Annotated in this window: 15 protein-coding genes; 12 read left to right on the forward strand and 3 right to left on the reverse strand. The window is 69.6% G+C overall.

Going from position 1 to position 18302, the window contains the following annotated elements; translation table 11 throughout:
* Positions 1-9: 9 nt before the first annotated feature.
* Together QTI33_RS25790 and QTI33_RS25795 are read right to left on the reverse strand one after the other, a co-directional pair.
* Complete coding sequence (locus tag QTI33_RS25790; RefSeq protein WP_286509214.1) at positions 10-1158, reverse strand: Kelch repeat-containing protein; 1149 nt, start codon at positions 1156-1158, stop codon at positions 10-12.
* Positions 1159-1183: 25 nt separating this feature from the next.
* Positions 1184-2158 (reverse strand): Bug family tripartite tricarboxylate transporter substrate binding protein, encoded by a 975-nt coding sequence (locus tag QTI33_RS25795; protein WP_286509215.1) that lies wholly within the window; start codon positions 2156-2158, stop codon positions 1184-1186.
* Between the two features lie 234 nt (positions 2159-2392).
* On the opposite strand from QTI33_RS25795, the gene QTI33_RS25800 reads away from it, so the two are divergent.
* The 11 genes from QTI33_RS25800 (at position 2393) to QTI33_RS25850 (ending at position 13085) form a co-directional block, all read left to right on the forward strand.
* Positions 2393-3112, forward strand: a complete 720-nt coding sequence (locus QTI33_RS25800; RefSeq protein ID WP_286509216.1) for an IclR family transcriptional regulator — start codon at positions 2393-2395, stop codon at positions 3110-3112.
* A gap of 92 nt (positions 3113-3204) precedes the next feature.
* The gene (locus QTI33_RS25805) at positions 3205-3981 is read left to right on the forward strand and encodes a PAS domain-containing transcriptional regulator (RefSeq protein WP_286509217.1); all 777 of its coding nucleotides are present in this window, start codon (positions 3205-3207) and stop codon (positions 3979-3981) included.
* A 65-nt stretch (positions 3982-4046) separates the two neighbouring features.
* Positions 4047-4799: a GNAT family N-acetyltransferase gene (locus tag QTI33_RS25810; RefSeq protein ID WP_286509218.1), complete on the forward strand. Its 753-nt coding sequence runs from the start codon at positions 4047-4049 to the stop codon at positions 4797-4799.
* Between the two features lie 197 nt (positions 4800-4996).
* Positions 4997-5860, forward strand: a complete 864-nt coding sequence (locus QTI33_RS25815; RefSeq protein WP_286509219.1) for an FAD binding domain-containing protein — start codon at positions 4997-4999, stop codon at positions 5858-5860.
* Between the two features lie 22 nt (positions 5861-5882).
* Positions 5883-6374: a (2Fe-2S)-binding protein gene (locus QTI33_RS25820; RefSeq protein WP_286509220.1), complete on the forward strand. Its 492-nt coding sequence runs from the start codon at positions 5883-5885 to the stop codon at positions 6372-6374.
* Positions 6371-8785, forward strand: a complete 2415-nt coding sequence (locus tag QTI33_RS25825) for an aerobic carbon-monoxide dehydrogenase large subunit (protein ID WP_286509221.1) — start codon at positions 6371-6373, stop codon at positions 8783-8785. Before QTI33_RS25820 ends, QTI33_RS25825 begins: the two co-directional genes overlap by 4 nt.
* 8 nt (positions 8786-8793) lie before the next feature.
* Complete coding sequence (locus QTI33_RS25830; protein ID WP_286509222.1) at positions 8794-9402, forward strand: SRPBCC family protein; 609 nt, start codon at positions 8794-8796, stop codon at positions 9400-9402.
* A gap of 7 nt (positions 9403-9409) precedes the next feature.
* Positions 9410-10327: an AAA family ATPase gene (locus tag QTI33_RS25835; protein ID WP_286509223.1), complete on the forward strand. Its 918-nt coding sequence runs from the start codon at positions 9410-9412 to the stop codon at positions 10325-10327.
* Positions 10324-11490, forward strand: coding sequence for a VWA domain-containing protein (locus QTI33_RS25840; RefSeq protein ID WP_286509224.1), 1167 nt, complete (start codon positions 10324-10326; stop codon positions 11488-11490). The genes QTI33_RS25835 and QTI33_RS25840 overlap by 4 nt, the downstream gene beginning before the upstream one ends.
* Positions 11491-11521: 31 nt before the next feature.
* Complete coding sequence (locus QTI33_RS25845) at positions 11522-12409, forward strand: XdhC family protein (protein WP_286509225.1); 888 nt, start codon at positions 11522-11524, stop codon at positions 12407-12409.
* Position 12410: 1 nt separating this feature from the next.
* Complete coding sequence (locus QTI33_RS25850) at positions 12411-13085, forward strand: nucleotidyltransferase family protein (protein WP_286509226.1); 675 nt, start codon at positions 12411-12413, stop codon at positions 13083-13085.
* Between the two features lie 158 nt (positions 13086-13243).
* Here the strand turns inward: QTI33_RS25850 and QTI33_RS25855 are convergent, their stop codons facing one another.
* Positions 13244-14890, reverse strand: a complete 1647-nt coding sequence (locus tag QTI33_RS25855; RefSeq protein WP_286509227.1) for an alpha/beta hydrolase — start codon at positions 14888-14890, stop codon at positions 13244-13246.
* Between the two features lie 164 nt (positions 14891-15054).
* Here QTI33_RS25855 and QTI33_RS25860 point away from each other — a divergent pair, with 164 nt between their 5' ends.
* Complete coding sequence (locus QTI33_RS25860) at positions 15055-18297, forward strand: tetratricopeptide repeat protein (protein WP_286509228.1); 3243 nt, start codon at positions 15055-15057, stop codon at positions 18295-18297.
* Positions 18298-18302: the final 5 nt, after the last annotated feature.

Raw genomic sequence — 18302 nt, forward strand, 5'->3', positions numbered from 1 at the left:
GGGCCCGCGTCAGCCCGGCGTGAAGGCTTCGTGCACCGCGGACTGCACCGCGCCGCCCAGCACGGCGCCGCCGCCCGCGACGTAGATCCGGTCGCCGATCGCGGCCGCGCCGACCGCGTGCCGGGGCGTCGGCATCGGCGCGTGCCGCTGCCAGCCGTCGGTGGCAGGGTCGTAGCTTTCCATCTGGCCGAACACGGTGGCCTGGCGCGGCACGCCGCCAGCCAGGATGCCGCCTTCGCCGCCCATGGCGTAGAAGCGCCCGCGCAGCACCACCAGCCCGTGGCCCGAGCGCGCCGTCGGCAGCGGCGCGCGCAACTCCCAGGTGTCGCGCGCCGGCAGGTAGACATGGTGCAGGTCGGTGTTGTATTCGAAAGTGTTGAAGCGCCCGCCGATCACGTGGATCAGCCCTGCGTGGGCGACGCAGCCGACGTGGTCGCGCGCGCCCGGCAGCGGCTTGCGCTGGCTCCAGGCATCGGCTTGCGGATCGTAGACCTCGTGCCAGCCGACGCTGGCGCGTTCGCTCGCGGGCTCGGAGGCGCCGCCGACCAGGTGCAGCTTGCCGTCCAGCATGACGGCCGCCGCGGCGCCGCGCGGCCGCCGCAGCGGTGCGATCTCGCGCCAGCGATCGGCCGCCAGCTCGTAGGCATAGGCATGGGTGTCCGACAGGCGGTTCTGCTCGACGAAGCCGCCGAGCGCGTAGACGAAGCGCGCGTCCGAGGCCACCGCCACGTGGTTGGCGCCGCGCGGCAACGGCGCTCCCTGCAGCCAGCGGTCGAGCGCCGGGTCGTAGATGTGGTGATAGGCGCGGTTGACCGCGCCCTCGCCGTAGCCGCCGACCACATGCATGCGCCCCGCGGTCGCCGTGGCCCAGGCCATCTCGCTGCGCGGCAGCGGCAGCGCGGCACGCGCCGCCCACTGGCCGGGCGGGCCGGCGGGCGCGGGGCTGTCGGTCCGGCGCTGCGATTCCTGGTCGGGCGTGAGGTGGTGCGGCACGCCGCCCTGCAGCCGGGCATACGGCTCGGCGGATGAAGGTGCGGCGGGGAGGGCGGGCGGCCCCGCATGCCCGGCGTGCGCCGCAGCGGGCGTGCGGCCTGGCGAAGCGGCGCAGCCCGCGAGGGTTGCGCCGGCGGCGCAGAGCAGGAGCTGGCGGCGTTGCATGCGCGCAGCTTAGCGCCCCCGACGCTCAATCCAGCTTGATGTTGGCTTCGCGGATCACCTTGCCCCACATCGCGCGGTCGGCCTCGATGAAGGCGGTGAACTCGGCCGGCGTGTTGCAGCGCAGCGCGCCGCCGTACTCGGTCCAGCGCTGTGCCAGCTCCGGCGACTGGCAGGCCTTCTGCATCGCGGCGCTGAGCTTGTCGAGGATCGGCTTGGGCGTGCCGGCCGGCGCCAGGATGCCCTGCCAGGCGATCGGCGCGTAGTCGGGCAGGCCGGCTTCGGCGAAGGTCGGCACGTCCGGGAAGCTCGGGTGGCGCTGCTTGCCGGTGATGGCCAGCAGCTTGAGCTTGCCGGCGCGGATGTTGCCGGCCGCCGCCGGCAGGCCGTCGAACATGGCCTGCACCTGGCCCCCCATCAGGTCGGTGTAGGGGCTGTTGCTGTTGTAGGGCACCAGGTTGGTCTTGACGCCCGCGGCGTTGTTGAACCACACGCCCGACAGGTGCGAGTAGCTGCCGATGCCGGCCGTCGCGACGGTCACTGAATCGGGCTTGGCCTTGAGTTCGGCGATCAGCGCGCGGGCGTCCTTGACCGGCAGGCTCGGGTTGGCGATGAGGCCGGTGTTGAGCACGCCGAGCAGGCTCACCGGGGCGAAGTCCTTCTCGGCATTGAAGGGCAGCTTCGCATAGAGGTGCGGCACGACCGACAGCGAGCTGGTGGTGCCGATGTAGAGCGAATAGCCGTCCGCCGGTGCCTTGGCGGCGACTTCGGTGCCGATGATGTTCGAGGCCCCGGGGCGGTTCTCGACGAAAAAGGACTGGCCCAGGATCTTCGTCAGCTCGGCGGCGATCTCGCGCGCATTGGCATCGGGCCCGCTGCCGGCCGGGAAGGGCGCGATGATCCGCACCGGCTTGGTCGGGTAGTCCTGCGCGTGGGCCGTGAGCGCGGCGACGGCGGCCGTGGCCGCCAGCAGGCGGCGGCCCCAGGTCTGCAAATCGATCATCGAATGTCTCCTTGTGATAGCGGCGCGGCTGCACCACGTCGCAATGGTACTTAGAATGCTTGAATTGTCAAAATACGATAATAAAAGGAGCGAATATCTTCGGAAGACGGCGGATGGGCCGCAGCGGATCGATATATCGTCGGAGCCGCGCGCGCACCGGCCGGTTCGCGCCGTGAAGCAACGAATGAACGAAGGACTCTGGTGGCGGAAAAATCAACATCCAGCCTGGGACGCATGCTCGATGTGCTCGACCTGTTCGACGACCACTGCCTGACGCGGACCGCGGAGGACATCGCGACCGAGCTGGAGGTGTCGCTGCCGACCGGCTACCGCTACGTGCGGATGCTGGTCGAAGCCGGCCTGCTGCAGCGGGTCGAGAACTCCTGCTACACCCTGGGGCCGCGCATCATCCTGCTCGACCACTACATCCGCAAGGCCGACCCGGTGCTGCGCGAAGGCATTCCGGTGATGCGCGAACTGGTCCAGCAGACCGGCTTCGACTGCGTCAGCTCGGGCCTGTTCGGCACCCAGCTGCTCGACACCCACCGGGAAGCCGGCAGCGCGCCCGCGGCCCTGGCCTACGGCCGCGGCCGGCCGCGGCCGCTGTTCCAGGGCGCGGCGCCCAAGGTCATCGTCGCCAGCTTCGCGCCGGCGCCGCTGCACAAGCTCTTCGACACCCGGCAGGCGGAAATCGTCCGCTGCGGGCTGCCCTCGGAGTGGAGCGATTTCAGGCGCTACTACGCGGCGATCCGCAAGGCCGGCCACTACCTCTCCGTGGGCGAGCTCGAACCCCAGCTGGCGGCGCTGGCGGCGCCGATCGAGAAGTCCGAGGGCGGCGTCTGGGGCGCGATCTCGCTGGTGCTCGACACCGCCCGCCTGGCGATCGTCGACACCGACCGGCTGGCGCACCTCGTCAAGGACGCCGCCAGGCGCATCGGCGAGCGGCTGGCCTGAGGCGACCTGAGCCCGGGGCAACCCCGGTCGACGGGCCGCAGGGCGCGTGCTTCAATCGCGCCAAGGCGGATCACACGCCGCTGGAGACCTCGATGCCCGTGCGCAGCCCGCTCTACCTGTTGGAACGATTCGACCCCGGCGTGGTCGAGCTCGACCGCGAGCTGCGGGTCGTCGCCATGAACAGCCTGGCCCGGCGCGTGCTGCCGGTCGAGGACAAGGAGCCGTTCGAGAAGATGGTGCTGTCCTTCCACCCGGAGCGTTCGGTGGCCAAGGTCAAGTTCCTGCTCGACCAGGCCGAATGCCCGGTCAGCAACCCGCCACCCATGACCATGATCATCAACATCCCCGAGCGGGTGCTGCTGATCAAGGTGACCAAGCTGTCCGACTTGCGGGGCGACACCACCGGCTACACCCTGATCTTCTACGACATCACCGAACTGGTGAGCGGCGAGGCGCCGGTGCAGCCGGCGATGCCGGCCAGCCTTTCGGCCGAGAAGCCGGCGCCGGTCAAGCGCCAGCTGCACAAGATCCCGACCGTGTCGCAGAACCGGATCGTGCTGGTCGACGTCCAGACCGTGACCTACATCCGCTCGGAGGGCCACTACACCTGGGTCAGCACGGCGCAGGGCGCGAGCTTCTGCAACCTCAACATCAGCGACCTGGCGGAGCGGCTCGACGGCGCCTCCTTCCTGCGCATCCATCGCAGCTACCTCGCCAACCTGGACTTCGCCGAGCAGATCCTGCGCGACGAAGGCAGGATCAGCCTCAAGCTGCGTGGCGAGACGACGCCGCTGCCGGTGGCGCGCACCAGCGTGTCGCGGCTGCTGGAGCAGCTGGGCATCGGCGAGGCCGACCCGCTCAGGCTCTAGCAGACGGGGCGCGGCGGCTGGCGCCCGGCGCTTTGCGAGAATGGCCGGGCCACCGATTTCCCACGATGACTTTGCCTGACCCGACCACCGTCCGCGCCCTCGAAGAACGCAGCTTCAACGCCTGGCCGGCGCGCCAGACCGTCCTCTTCGATGGCTGGCTGTTTCGCCTGTCGGGCGGCTATACCAAGCGGGCCAATTCGGTCAACGCCGTGCAGCCCGGTGCCTCGTTCGAGGGTGTGCGCCGCGCCGCCGAGGCCTTTTATGGGCGGCACGGCCTGCCGGCCGTGTTCCGCCTCTCCCCGCTGGCGCCGCCCGAGGCGGACCGGGAGCTCGCGCAGGCGGGCTATGCCTTCTTCGACCCGACGCAGGTCGCGTGCGCATCGCTGGCAGGCGCGGCGCCGCAGCCTGGCGTGCGCATCGACACCGCGCCGTCTGCGGCCTGGCTGGAAGGCATCGCCACGGCCCAGGGCGTGGCGCCGCCGCAGGACCAGCTGCACCATGCCATGGTGCGCGCCATCGCCTGGCCGGCCGCCTTCGCCACCCTGCACGCAGAGGGCGAAGCGATCGGCTTCGGGCTGGCCGTGCTGGAGCGCGGCGCGCTGGGTTGCTACGACATCGTGGTGAGCCCGGACCACCGCGGACGCGGCCATGGTCGCGCCCTGACGCAGGCGCTGATGCACTGGGGCGGCGAAGCGGGCGCGACCTGGGCCTACCTGCAGGTGCGGGAGCAGAACGAAGCGGCGCGCCGCCTGTACGCGACGCTGGGCTTCGAAGACCGCTATCGCTACCACTACCGGGTGCCGGCCGACGGGCCCTGACGCAGAGCTTGCTCGCGACGCCCGGCCTGCGCCCCGGGCGGGTCCGGGATAACCCGGGGCGGCGTTCCGGCCCCCGCCGTTCATGCGCACGGCGCCGCGCTTCGTGCACGCCCAGGCCGCGTTCGTGCGGCCGGCCGGACTGGCGGATCCCCTCGTCTTATGTTCGGCTGGTGCCCCCACGACTGGAGACAAGAACGATGATCCCATCCGGATTCGACTACCACGCGCCCCGTTCCGTGGGCGACGCGATCGCCCTGCTCGGGCAGTACGGCGGCGACGCCAAGCTGCTGGCCGGCGGCCACAGCCTGCTGCCGATGATGAAGCTGCGCTTCGCCCAGCCGGCCCACCTGATCGACCTGAACCGCATCGACAGCCTGCGCGGCATCCGGGAAGAGGGCGCGACGATCGTGATCGGCGCGATGACGGTCGAGAACGAGCTCATCCGCTCGGCGCTGCTGCAGCAGAAGCTTGCGCTGCTGCCCGAGGCCGCGAAGCAGATCGCCGACCCGCAGGTGCGCAACCGTGGCACCATCGGCGGCGACATCGCGCATGGCGACCCTGGCAACGACCATCCGGCGCTGTCGATCGCGCTGGACGCGACCTTCGTGCTCCAAGGCCCCGACGGCACGCGCCAGGTCGCTGCCGACGGCTTCTTCCAGGGCACCTACATGACCGCCATGGCCGAGGACGAGGTGCTGACCGCGATCCGCATGCCGGCCTTCGCGCCCGGCACCGGCTACGCCTACCAGAAGCTCAAGCGCAAGACCGGCGACTGGGCCACCGCCGCAGCCGCGGTGGTGCTGCGCCTGGACGGCGGCAACGTGAGCCACGTGCGCATCGCGCTGACCAACCTGGCGCCGACCGCCCTGCGTGCCGCGGACGCCGAAGCCGCCTTGCTGGGCAAGCCACCGACCGACGCCGCGATCGCCGATGCCGCTGCGCGTGCCATGGCGATCTGTGACCCCGCCGAGGACCTGCGCGGCGACCGCGAGTACAAGACCGCGATGGCCGGGCAGATGGTGCAGCGCGCGCTGCGCCTGGCGCTGTCGCGCTGCAAATAAAAACGACCAAGGAGCAGACCCCATGGGCAAGCAGATCATCAGTCTCACCCTCAACGGCCAGCGCGTGGAGAAGGCGGTCGAGCCGCGTACGCTGCTGGTCCATTTCCTGCGCGAGGACTGCCACCTGACGGGCACCCACATCGGCTGCGAGACCAGCCACTGCGGTGCCTGCACGGTCGACCTCGACGGCCAGTCGGTCAAGAGCTGCACCCACCTGGCGATCCAGTGCGACGGATCGGAGGTGCTGACGGTCGAAGGCCTCGCCCAAGGTGCGCTGCTGCACGCGGTGCAGGAGGGCTTCTACAAGGAACACGGCCTGCAGTGCGGCTTCTGCACCCCGGGGATGCTGATGCGCAGCTACCGCTTCCTGCAGGAGAACCCGAACCCGACCGAAGAGGAAGTGCGGGCCGGCATCGGCGGCAACCTGTGCCGCTGCACCGGCTACCAGAACATCGTGAAGGCGGTGCTGCATGCGGCGGCCAAGCTGCAGCAGACCGAGAAGGTGGCCGCATGAACGCCCCGATCAACCCCGAACTGCTCGAACGCGCCGCCGCGCTGCAGGGCCTGGGCGACAGCCGCCTGCGCAAGGAAGACGCGCGCTTCATCCAGGGCAAGGGCCACTACGTCGACGACATCCAGATGCCCGGCATGCTGCACATGGACATCGTGCGCTCGCCGGTGGCGCATGCGCGCATCAGGAAGATCGACAAGAGCGAGGCGCTCAAGGTGCCGGGCGTGATCGCGGTGCTGACCGCCGACGACCTCAAGCCGCTCAAGCTGCACTGGATGCCGACCCTGGCCGGCGACGTGCAGGCGGTGCTGGCCGACGAGAAGGTGCACTTCCAGATGCAGGAAGTGGCGGTCGTGGTCGCCGAGGACCGCTACGCGGCCGCCGATGGCGTCGAGGCCGTGATCGTCGAGTACGACGAACTGCCCGTGGTGCTCGACCCCTACGCCGCGCTGGCGCCCGATGCGCCGGTGCTGCGCGAGGACCTGGCCGGCAAGACCGAGGGCGTGCACGGCCAGCGCGACCACCCCAACCACATCTTCACCTGGGAAGCGGGCGACAAGGCCGCCGCGGATGCGGCCTTCGACACTGCGCCGGTGAAGGTGGCCGAGCGCATCTTCTACCCGCGCGTGCATCCGTGCCCGCTCGAGACCTGCGGCTGCGTGGCCTCCTTCGACCCGGTGCGCGGCGAGCTGACGACCTGGATGACTTCGCAGGCGCCGCACGTGGTGCGCACCGTGGTGTCGCTGCTGTCGGGCATCCCGGAGTCGAAGGTGCGGATCGTCTCGCCGGACATCGGCGGCGGCTTCGGCAACAAGGTCGGCGTCTATCCGGGTTATGTCTGCGCGATCGTCGCCAGCATCGTGCTGGGCAAGCCGGTGAAATGGATCGAGGACCGGATCGAGAACATCTCCAGCACCGCCTTCGCCCGCGACTACCACATGGACGGCGAACTCGCCGCCACGCCAGACGGCCGGATCCTCGGCCTCAGGGTCAACGTGGTGGCCGACCATGGCGCCTTCGACGCCTGTGCCGACCCGACCAAGTACCCGGCCGGCCTGTTCCACATCTGCTCGGGCTCCTACGACATCCCGGCCGCCTGGTGCAGCGTGAAGGGCGTCTACACCAACAAGGCGCCCGGTGGCGTGGCCTACCGCTGCTCGTTCCGCGTGACCGAGGCGGTCTACCTGATCGAGCGCATGGTCGACATCCTGGCCCAGCAGCTGGGCATCGACAAGGCCGAGATCCGGGCCAGGAACTTCATCCGCAAGGCGCAGTTTCCCTACACCTCGGCTTTCGGCTTCGAGTACGACTCGGGCGACTACCAGACCGCGCTCGACAAGGTGCTGGCCGCCTGCGACTACCAGGCCCTGCGGGCCGAGCAGGCCGCCCAGCGGGCCGACCCGGCCTCGCCGACGCTGATGGGCATCGGCCTGGTCGCCTTCACCGAAGTGGTCGGTGCCGGGCCGAGCAAGATGTGCGACATCCTCGGCGTCGGCATGTTCGACAGCTGCGAGATCCGCATCCACCCGACCGGCAGCGCGATCGCCCGCATGGGCACGATCACGCAGGGGCAGGGCCACCAGACCACCTATGCGCAGATCATCGCGACCGAGCTGGGCATCCCGTCGGAAGTGATCCAGGTGGAAGAAGGCGACACCAGCACCGCGCCCTACGGCCTCGGCACCTACGGCTCGCGTTCGACGCCGGTGGCCGGCGCGGCCATCGCACTGGCGGCGCGGAAGATCCATGCCAAGGCGCGCAAGATCGCGGCCCACCTGCTGGAGGTCGGCGAGAACGACCTCGACTGGGAGATCGACCGCTTCAAGGTCAAGGGCGACGACGCCCGCTTCAAGTCGATGAAGGACATCGCCTGGGCCGCCTACCACCAGGCGCCTCCGGGGCTGGAACCGGGGCTGGAGGCGGTGCACTACTACGACCCGCCGAACTTCACCTTCCCCTTCGGGATCTACCTCTGCGTGGTCGACATCGACCGAGGCACCGGCGAGACCAAGGTCCGGCGCTTCTATGCGCTGGACGACTGCGGCACGCGCATCAACCCGATGATCATCGAAGGCCAGATCCACGGCGGGCTCACCGAAGGCTATGCGGTCGCGATGGGCCAGCAGATGCCTTTCGACGCCCAGGGCAACCTGCTGGGCAACACGCTGATGGACTACTTCCTGCCCACCGCGGTCGAGACCCCGAAGTGGGAGACCGACCACACGGTGACGCCGTCGCCGCACCATCCGCTGGGCGCCAAGGGCGTGGCCGAGTCGCCGCATGTCGGCTCGATCCCGACCTTCACCTCGGCGGTGGTCGATGCCTTCGCGCATGTCGGCGTCCGCCAGATGGTGATGCCGCACAGTGCTTACCGCGTGTGGCAGCAATTGAAGCAAAGCGGCCTGGCGCTCTGAGGAACCCGATGGAAGTCAAACTCGACAAACGCTATCCGCTCGACGTCGATGCCGGGCGCGCCTGGGCCTTGCTGGCCGACGTGCCGGCCACGGCCGGCTGCATGCCGGGCGCGGCCATCACCGAGAAGCTGGACGACAGCCACTACAAGGGCACGGTCAAGGTCAAGGTCGGCCCGGCCAATGCCGCCTTCGCGGGCGACATCGAGGTGCTGGCGCTCGACGCGCCGACCCGCACGCTGCAGCTGCTGGGCAAGGGCTCGGACCGCGGCGGCTCGTCGGCATCGATGAACCTGAAGGCCACGATCGAAGACGGGGAAACCGCCGGCAGCGCGGTGCTGGTGGGCCATGCCGAGGTCATCGTCAACGGCAAGTTCGCGCAGTTCGGCGGCCGGCTGATGGTGCAGGTGTCGGACATGCTGCTCGGGCAGTTCGTCGACAACTTCCGCGTCGCGGCGGCGGCCCTGCCGGTGGCGCAGGCCGCGCCGACGCAGGTGGCGGCTGCCCCCGCGCCGGCGGCCCCGCCCGCCCCGGCCCAGGCCAGCGAGATCAACGCGCTCGCGATCTTCTGGCAGCTGGTCAAGGGCTGGGTGGCCGGCCTGTTCGGCAAACGTGCCTGAGTCCTCCATGACCGAAGCCGAGCTGCGCGAGTCGCTGCACCGGGCCGGCTACATCGCCGACGAGAGCCTCGCGACCACCTTGTGGCTGGCCGGCGAACTGCAGCGGCCGCTGCTGGTGGAGGGCGATGCCGGCGTCGGCAAGACCGCGCTCGCCGCCGCGCTGGCGCGCGCCCGGGGCCAGTCGCTGGTGCGGCTGCAGTGCCACGAAGGCCTGGACCTGTCGCAGGCCGCCTACGAGTGGAACTACGGCCGGCAGCTGCTGGCGATCCGCCTCGGCGAGACGCAGGACCGGGGCCTGACCGAGTCGGACCTGTTCGGGCGCGACTACCTGCTCGAGCGGCCGCTGCTGCAGGCCATCTCGAGCGAAGCCCCCTGCGTGCTGCTGATCGACGAGATCGACCGCGCCGACGAGGCCTTCGAGGCCTTCCTGCTCGAGGTGCTGGCCGACTACCAGATCACCGTGCCCGAGCTGGGCACCGTGCATGCGAAGCACGTGCCGCAGGTGGTGCTGACCAGCAACGGCACGCGCGAGCTCTCGGATGCGCTGCGCCGGCGCTGCCTGTACCACTACCTCGACTATCCCAGCCTGGCGCGCGAGATCGCGATCGTGCGCGCCACCCTGCCGGAGGCCGAGGGCGCGCTGGTCGAGCAGGCGGTTGCCTTCGTGCAGCGGCTGCGGCGCGAGGACCTGGCCAAGACGCCCGGTGTGGCCGAGACGCTCGACTGGGTGCGGGCGCTGCACCGGCTGTCTTTCAAGCAGCTGCCCGACGATGGCCAGGCGCTCGCCGCCACCCTGGCCTGCCTGCTCAAGACGCGCGAGGACCGGTTCCAGCTCGGCGAGGACCGCGTGCGCCAGCTGCTCGAGGGCCGGCGCACGGTCGGCGTCGCCGAGAAGGCGCCGCAACCGACGCCGGCATCGCCATGAACACCGTGGCCCGCCCGCTGGAGAGCATCGCCGGCTTCGCGGCGCTGCTGCGCGACCACGGCATGAAGGTCGGCATCGCCGAGCAGCAGGCCTTCGTGCAGGCGGCGCTGCGGCTGCCGGTGGAGTGCGCCGCCCGGCTCGATCCGGCCTGGCGCGCGATCGCCTGCCACGACGTGCGCGACTGGCAGCGCTGGCCCGAGCTGTTCGCCAGCTATTGGTATCCGGACCGCACCCGCGGCCGCACGCGGGTCGGCGGCCAGACCCGGCCCAGCCGCAACCTGCAGCAGCTGGTGCAGAGCCTGCACGCGCGCATGGCGGGCGAGTCGCCGTCGGCCCGGCCCGGCCAGGCCGATACCGCGCTGGCCGCGCCGCCCGTGGCCGCGGACGACGCGGCCCTGCAGCGTGCCCGGGGCGGCGCCAGCCGCACCGAGGCGCTGCACGACCGCTCGCTGGCGCAATGGCTGCCGCAGGACCTCGCGCTGCTGCAGAGCCTGGCCGAGCAGATCGCCCGCCGCCTGCGCAAGCGGCTCACGCGGCGCTGGCACGACGACGCGCACGGCCACCGGCTCGATGTCCGGCGCACGCTGCGCGCCAGCCTGCGCACCGGCGGACTGCCGATCCATCCGGTGTGGCGCGCGCCGCGGCGCGAGCGGCCGCGGCTGTTCATCCTGGTCGATGTCAGCCGCTCGATGGAGACCCATGCGCAGCTGTTCCTGCGCATCGCGCGCGCCTTCGTCGCCGCCATGAACGCCCGCGTGTTCGTGTTCCACACGCGGCTGGCCGAGGTCACGCCGCTGCTGCGCAGCGATTCGGCCGCGGTGCAGGAGAAGGTCAACGCGGTGACGGCCGGCTTCGGCGGCGGCACCCGCATCGCCAGCAGCGTGGCGGACTTCCATGCCGTGCATGCACGCGCGCAGCTGCAGCGCCATGCGCGCGTCTGGGTGCTGTCCGACGGCTTCGACGCCGATCCGCCCGAGCGGCTGGCCGCGGAGCTGGCCCGGGTGCGGGCCCGGGGCGCGCGGCTGCACTGGTTCCATCCGTCCGAGGCGCCGCCGGCATCGCAGGCCATGCAGGCGGTGATCGGGCAGCGCACCCTGGTCGACGGCTTCTCGCGGCTCGACAGCCTGCGCGATCTCGCCGACCTCGCGAAGCACCTGCGCTGATTCGCAGGGCCACCGCACGAAGGAGAACGACATGAGCAATGCAGACACCGTCTTCGAGACCGCGCGCCGGCTGCAGCAGGCCGGCACGCCCTGTGCCCTGGTGAGCGTCGTCAAGGCGCTGGCGCCGGCGTCCGCGCATGCGGGCGACAAGGCGATCGTCACCGCCGATGGCGAGATGCACGGCTGGGTCGGCGGCGGCTGCGCCCAGCCGGCCGTGGTGCGCACGGTGCGCCAGGCGCTGGCCGACGGCCGGGCCCGGATGATCCGCATCGCGCCGGCCGAAGAGGGCCACGAGCGCGAGCTCGACGACGTGCTCGAGTTCGGCATGGCCTGCCATTCGGGGGGCACGCTGGAGCTGTTCGTCGATCCGCTGCTGCCGCGCGCCGAGCTGGTGGTGATCGGCAGCTCGCCGGTGGCGGCCAGCCTGGTGCAGCTGGCGCCGCGCGTCGGCTTCGCGGTGACGCTGGTGGCCCAGGGCGCGCGGGCGGCGGACCATCCCGATGCGTACCGGGTGATCGACCGCGACGATGCCGCCACCGTGCTGCCGCAGGTTGGCACCGGAGCCTGGGTCGTGATCGCGACCCAGGGGCGCCGCGACCTGCAGGCGCTGGGGCTGGCGCTTTCGCTGAAGGCCAGGCAGGTGTCCTTCGTGGCCAGCGCGCGCAAGGCGCAGGTGCTCAAGGACTCGTTGATCACCGCCGGTTCGGACCCGCAGGCGGTGGCCGGGATCGTCGCGCCGGCGGGCTATCCGATCTCGGCCTCGACGCCGGAGGAGATCGCGCTGTCGGTGCTGGCGGCGGTGGTCGCGAACCGGCGCCGGGCGGCGGCGCCGCCCGCGGTGCAGGTCGCAGCCGGGCCGGCGGGCACCGCATCGCTGGCCACCGCGCTGCCGGCCCGGCCGGCCTGTTGCGGAGGCTGACATGGGCTGCATCCTCAAGGGCGGCGGCGGTCTTTATTCGCGCCTCGTGGTGGGCGCCGTGCTGCTGGCCGCGGGCTCGGGCAGCCGGCTCGGCGGGCGGCCCAAGTCGCTGCTCGAACTCGGCGGCGTGCCGCTGATCCGGCGCCAGCTGATCGCGCTGTCGGGCGCCGGCGTCGACGAGGTGGTGGTGGTGCTCGGCCACCATGCAGAGGCGATCGAGGCGGCGGTGCGCGAGTTTCCGGTCACGCTGGCGCGCAACCCGTCGCCCGACGACGGCCAGCCCTCGTCGGTGCGCATCGGCCTGCAGGCCCTGACCGGAAAGCTCGACGCGGTGGTGGTGGCACTGGCCGACCAGCCGATGATCAACGCGCAGGACATCACGGACCTGATCGGCGCCTTCAAGAAGCGCGGCGATGCGTCGATGGTGGTGCCGCGGGTGGCGGGCGCGCCCGGCAATCCGGTCATCTTCGAGGCCGCCCTGCGCGACCACTGGCTGGCCGGGGACGTCAATGGCGCCTGCCGGCGCTGGCGCGAAGCCAACCCCGAGCGGGTCTGCTGGCTCGACACCGACAACCAACGCTTTCGGGTCGACATCGACACGCCGGAAGACCTGGTGCGGTTCACCGAGCGCACCGGTCACATCCTGCGCTGGCCCGCGGCGCCGGCGGTGGCTTGATTGGCGGCGGGCGGCGGGCGGCGACCCGGCCTCGAAGAAGCCAGCTTGCGGGCGGGCGGCGGTGCTTTGAGCCTGCGTTCGGCCCGCAAGGCATCGGGCTTGCTTGCCTGTTCGCGAGCCGGAACCCATGCAGCCGATGGGGGCCGGCCGCCGGCAGCTCAACGAGCCAAGGTCCAGTACTGGCGACCCGCCTCATTCTCGATGGACCGCAGGCGGATTCGGCTCGCGGGCATCAGGTCGTTGCGGAGCAGGCCGCCGATGTCGTAGAGCAACGGTTCGGCCTGCGCGTAGGCTCCGTGCCCGAGCTGGCTGAAATCGATGGCGGACACCTCGATCGTGTCGATCCCATCCATCACCGTTACCGGCGGCGCATAGCCTACGCGCGGAAACTGGTGCAGAAACAGGGACAGCCAGACAGCGCGATCGCGCCGCGAGACGTAGAGGGTGGTGCGGTCGGAGAGCTTCGGATACACCGCAGCCAGCCGACTGAAGAGTTCGACGTCGATGTCCGGTGCCGCAAGGAAAATCTGGCCGATGCGCAACAGGCCTTTGGCCCGTTCTGAACCCTCCAACTGGGCGAGGGCTCGCAGCAGGCCCCGGTTTCCCATGCTGTGCGCAATCACGTGGACACGACCAGCATCGATCCGGGTGCAAAGGGAATGGACGAATTCCGCGAGGTGCGTCTCGCTGGCATCGATCGCCGCTTCGTCGGCGAAATAGCCCATGAGGTTGGCACGCGAGGGCCAACTGTAGAACGCAGTCACGCCTGGAACCCCGAGATCCACATGCAGCTGAGCCGCCCTCACGGCCGCTTGCTCGAAGCTGGTGTTGTAGCCGTGGACGTAGAGCAGCACGTCGCGCCGCCCGATGCTCGACTGGGTGGTCGTCAGCGCGTCGCTCATCTCCTGCCACTGCCTCTGCTGGGCGAGCGGCGTCGTTTCCCTGAGTCGGATGCGGTCGTCCGTGCGCTTCAGCCAGCGAAGCAGGGCGGAGGATCCGGTCGAGCCGAACGCGCGGCTCGACGGCACCGACACGACACAGCGTCCCACCTCCAGTTTCGGCCCTCGCGCCTTGGCGTATCCCTTCGATCCGTCGTCCGGATCCACGGCTTGGCGATTCGTGCCGTACCACACGGTGCATTCGACGGCCTGTCCCGCGCGATCCGCTGCAGCCGGATCCCCGACGTGCAGTCGGGCAACTCCGCTCTCGAAAGTCTCGAACGCTGGCGGCAGGGGGGGCCACAGCGGCGGCTCGTCCTGTTCGCTCAGCCGTGTCACTTCCGTCGCGAGCGTCGAGGCTGCAAGCTGCGCGCAAGCACCTTCGAAACGGGCAAGATGGGCGATGCGCTGGCGCACTGTCCCGACGTCGGCACGGCCCAGGGTCCAGGCCAACTGGGCCAGGAGGACCCCGGACGGGCTGCCAGTCGAATCGAGGTCGCCTCGGGCGTCGAATGGCCAGTGACGGAAGTAGGCGCGAACAAGTTCGTCGATCGGAACCGGAGCGGGAGCAGCGCGGGCCGCGAATGCGATGACCAGCCGATCCGCCTCCGCCCGCAGGGTGGCGCCGAGTATCGAACTCTGCAGGAAAAGTTCGAAGGCGGTCGAGACGAGTTCCATGCACAACTCGGGTTCCATGTCATCGAGCGCTTGGGCCTGGATGGCAAGGGTCAGGTCCGGGGCTTGCCCGAGGCGCATGCGGCAGATGCAAGCCTTGCCGCGCATATTCGCAGTCAGCCGGCGCGTGGCGGTATCGACACGCGCGTCGATGCCAGGACCGTCGCCAATGGCGCGATGATCGTCGTTCATGGGCGACCTCATGAATTCATTGCCCGCAATGAAAAACGGGTGGCCGATTGTCAGGTAGAAGCGACCGCAAGGCGAAAATGTCTTCCCTGGATCGACCCTCGGCACCCGCCGTGCCGTGCGATCGTCTCCTGCAGCCACCCGACGACCTGAGCGAGGACCGATGCATGAACTTGGACGAGCCGGACGTACTGAGGGATTGGCGACCGAACGTGCCGATCACAGGCGAGGAAGACGCATTGCTTCAGGCCAACGATGGGCCACCCTCGTGCGAAGGGATCCGCACCCATGCCCGGGAAGGATCGCGCTATCTGGACGCTCGCGGCGCAGGCATGCCCCCGGCGCTGCGGGCGCGACGGGCACTGGGCCTGCTTCGATTCGGGAAAGAGTCTCTCCAGGACGGGCGCTACCGACCCGCGGCCGGTGCCTTCGCGCTGGCGATGAGGTTGCGGATCTTCGACCACGAGGATGAATCCGAACCGATTCTGGAACTCGCGCACGAGATTGCGGTGGCTTCGGCCTACCTCGATGAGCTGGAACGTGCACACCGGCTCTTCGTTTGGGTCGTGGAACTCCGGACACGCACATTGGGCGCGTCCCACGTCGACACCATCAAGTCGACCGGCGGCCTCGTCGCCACGTTGTTGCGGCGGGGACGGGCACAAGAAGCTGAGTCCTTGGCCGTGGACTTGCTGAGGATCTGTCAGGAGGCACGCGGAGTGGACGACCTCGAGACCTTGGATGTCTGGAATGCCTGCGGAGCCTCCATGGCGGCGGCCGGCCATCTGGATGAAGCGTGTCGCACCCTCGACGAAGCACTTGAGATCGCCCGGGAACGCTGGGGTCCGGACAACTCGAAATCGCTGCAAATCGCACACTCCCTGGGCATCGCACTGTTCGAGCGCGGCGATTTCACGCGCGCCAGCGAGTTGGAGAGGCAGGTGCTTCTGGTGCGCGAGCGGGTTCTCGGACCCGATCATCCCCTCACTCTCGCGACGGCAAACAACCTCGCGCATTCTCTCGCGGCGATCGGTCGAGAGCGGGAGTCCCGAAGCATGTTTGGCGACCTGCGTCGCCGAACCGAGGCGTTGCATGGCGCCGATTCGCTCAAGGCCTTGCGAGCCAGAAAAATGGACCCCTCGTCAGAGCCGGAATCCGGCGACGACGTCGCGTTGAGCCAGGCGATATACGAGAAGCTGCGCGACCTGGGGGACGACCACCATCCCGAGACGCTGCTGGCCTCGCTCAACGTGGCCGAAGCACAAGCCGCGGCTGGCCAATGGGGCGCTGCCCGTTCCATGTTCGAGACGGCATTCGATTCACTGGAGTCGCTCAACGGGCTCGACCATGCAAGCACGTTGAATGCGGCCGGCCGCTTCCTGGCTGCGGCTTCGATCCAGCGCGATTTCGATTGCACCCGTGCGCTCTCACTTCGCCTGCTGGCTTCGATTGGAACGATGAGGCAGGCCAAGCGCGAGGTCTTCGGCATCGCGAAAGAGTGCGTGGAGACATGGATCGATGAAGTCATGCAGATGCGATCTGACGGCGAGGAGGACCGAGCGCCAGCGCGCTTCGAGGAATTGCCGCCGCTGCTGCGCGAGACGAGCAGGCATCTGCAGGAGCTGCGCGAACTCGGTTCAAGCGACAGCGTGCGCAATTCGAGCGAGGATTTCGCCGCTTTTCACCATTGGTGGGTGCACTTGAGCCTGAACTTGGCGCCGGACGAGGTCACCGTGGCGCTGGCGCCGCTTCACGGCCTGCAATCCTGGACCCTCGCCAGCGGAGAGACATCGAGCCTGTCTTCGACGGAATCAGCAACGCGTGTTCTGGCCTCCGTTCGGCATGCGCTTGCCGATGTTCGCGGCCAGATCGGGGAGGCGCAGGCCCGTGCGAACGCAGATCGAACGCCTGCCGCCTGGGCGCAGGTCCGGCGTCTGCAGGCGCATGAGAACACGCTGCTTGCCAGCTATCGGGAGGCGCGCGACGAAGCGAGGGCGCTCGATCCCGCCTTGGCGGCAATGGACTTCTCGCACGCGGAGCTCACGGTCTCGAAGATTGCCGCGCAGATGGCGCCCGGGGAGGGGCTCGTCGTGCTCTACACACTGGGCGGCATGGAGACGCCGCTGGCCATCATCGTGGCTGACGGGACGCCGGACTTTCGCGAGTTTCCTGGCCTGACCAACGTCCAGGAGCGACTGCGGGCGCTCGCAAAGCCGGGTCGGAATTCGCACAGTTCAGGCGCACGTGATCTTCTGGCGACTGACACGACATCGAGGGACGCGGCGAATTCGGCGAGCGACGATGGTCCGTGGTTCGACGACTGGGAAGTGCTCGTCACCATGTCTTTCTGGGTGCCCCTGCATCTGGCTCACCCTCGAATCGTGCGGTGGCACGTCGTCAGTGGCCCGGGGACGCATGGCTATACCGTGGCGGCGGCGCCCCACTGGGGACAGGCACATTTCTATTGCGGATTGCCGGCCTTTCTGAGACTGCGCGCCATGACTCCACGGAATCTGGCACCGGCGCGCATCGATGTCGTCGTCGAGCCGAGCTGGACCCGGGCACCCATCGCCTTCGTCGAGGCGGAAGCCAGACTGATCGCAAGGCTGCGGATGGGTGCGATCGTGACTCGCTCGGACGTCGACACGTGGCTGAGTCGCAGCGGGCGTGCAGACTCCTGGCTGCTCGCGTGCCACGGGATCGTCGAAGGCGAGGCCGAGTCGCTGCACGGCGCATTGCTGATCGACGCCGATCGGGAGATCCGACTCGACGCCCAGGCCGTTGCGGCACTCTCCCGACGATCACCGGTTTCGGAAGTGTTCCTGTCGGCCTGTGTCGGCGGTCTCGTGGGCAATTCCCATACGGGCGACGCGATGGGTATCGTGGCGGCGTTGCAGCTCCATGGTGTACGAGCCGTCATCGCCTGCGTGGCGCCGGTCAGCGACTTCTACATGCCGCTTCTGTCGGCTGCCTACGCCCTGGCTCGCCGGACCGAGACGCCATCAGCGGCCCTGCAGCAGGCCAGGACCCAGCTTCGATCCGGGGCTTGGCCTCGCCGAATGGTGACGGCAGTGCAGGACATCTATGCCGAGCAAATCATCGACGTCCTGGGGCGTATTGCACGCTTGGGCGCCTTGGCGTCTGGCGATGCACGAGCCCTGGTTTCGCTGGTGGGAACCCTTCGGGGCTGGCTTCTGCCCGACGACTTTCGAGAAGCGTGGTTCGGCTCCGAAGTGACTGCGAGTTCGGCCCTGTGCTTCGCCGTCAGCGAGTGGTGCACCATCATGGAGCGCCGCGCGTCTCTGGCGGCGCAGGTGGTCGCGCGCCTGGTCGACGAGCGCGCCGACCTGCCTGCGGATGCGCATCGCGCGGTGGAGCACCTGTGCGCATGCACGGTTTGCTTTGGATGAGGCCA

It is taken from the genome of Variovorax davisae (assembly GCF_030316845.1).
GTDB lineage: Bacteria > Pseudomonadota > Gammaproteobacteria > Burkholderiales > Burkholderiaceae_C > Variovorax > Variovorax davisae.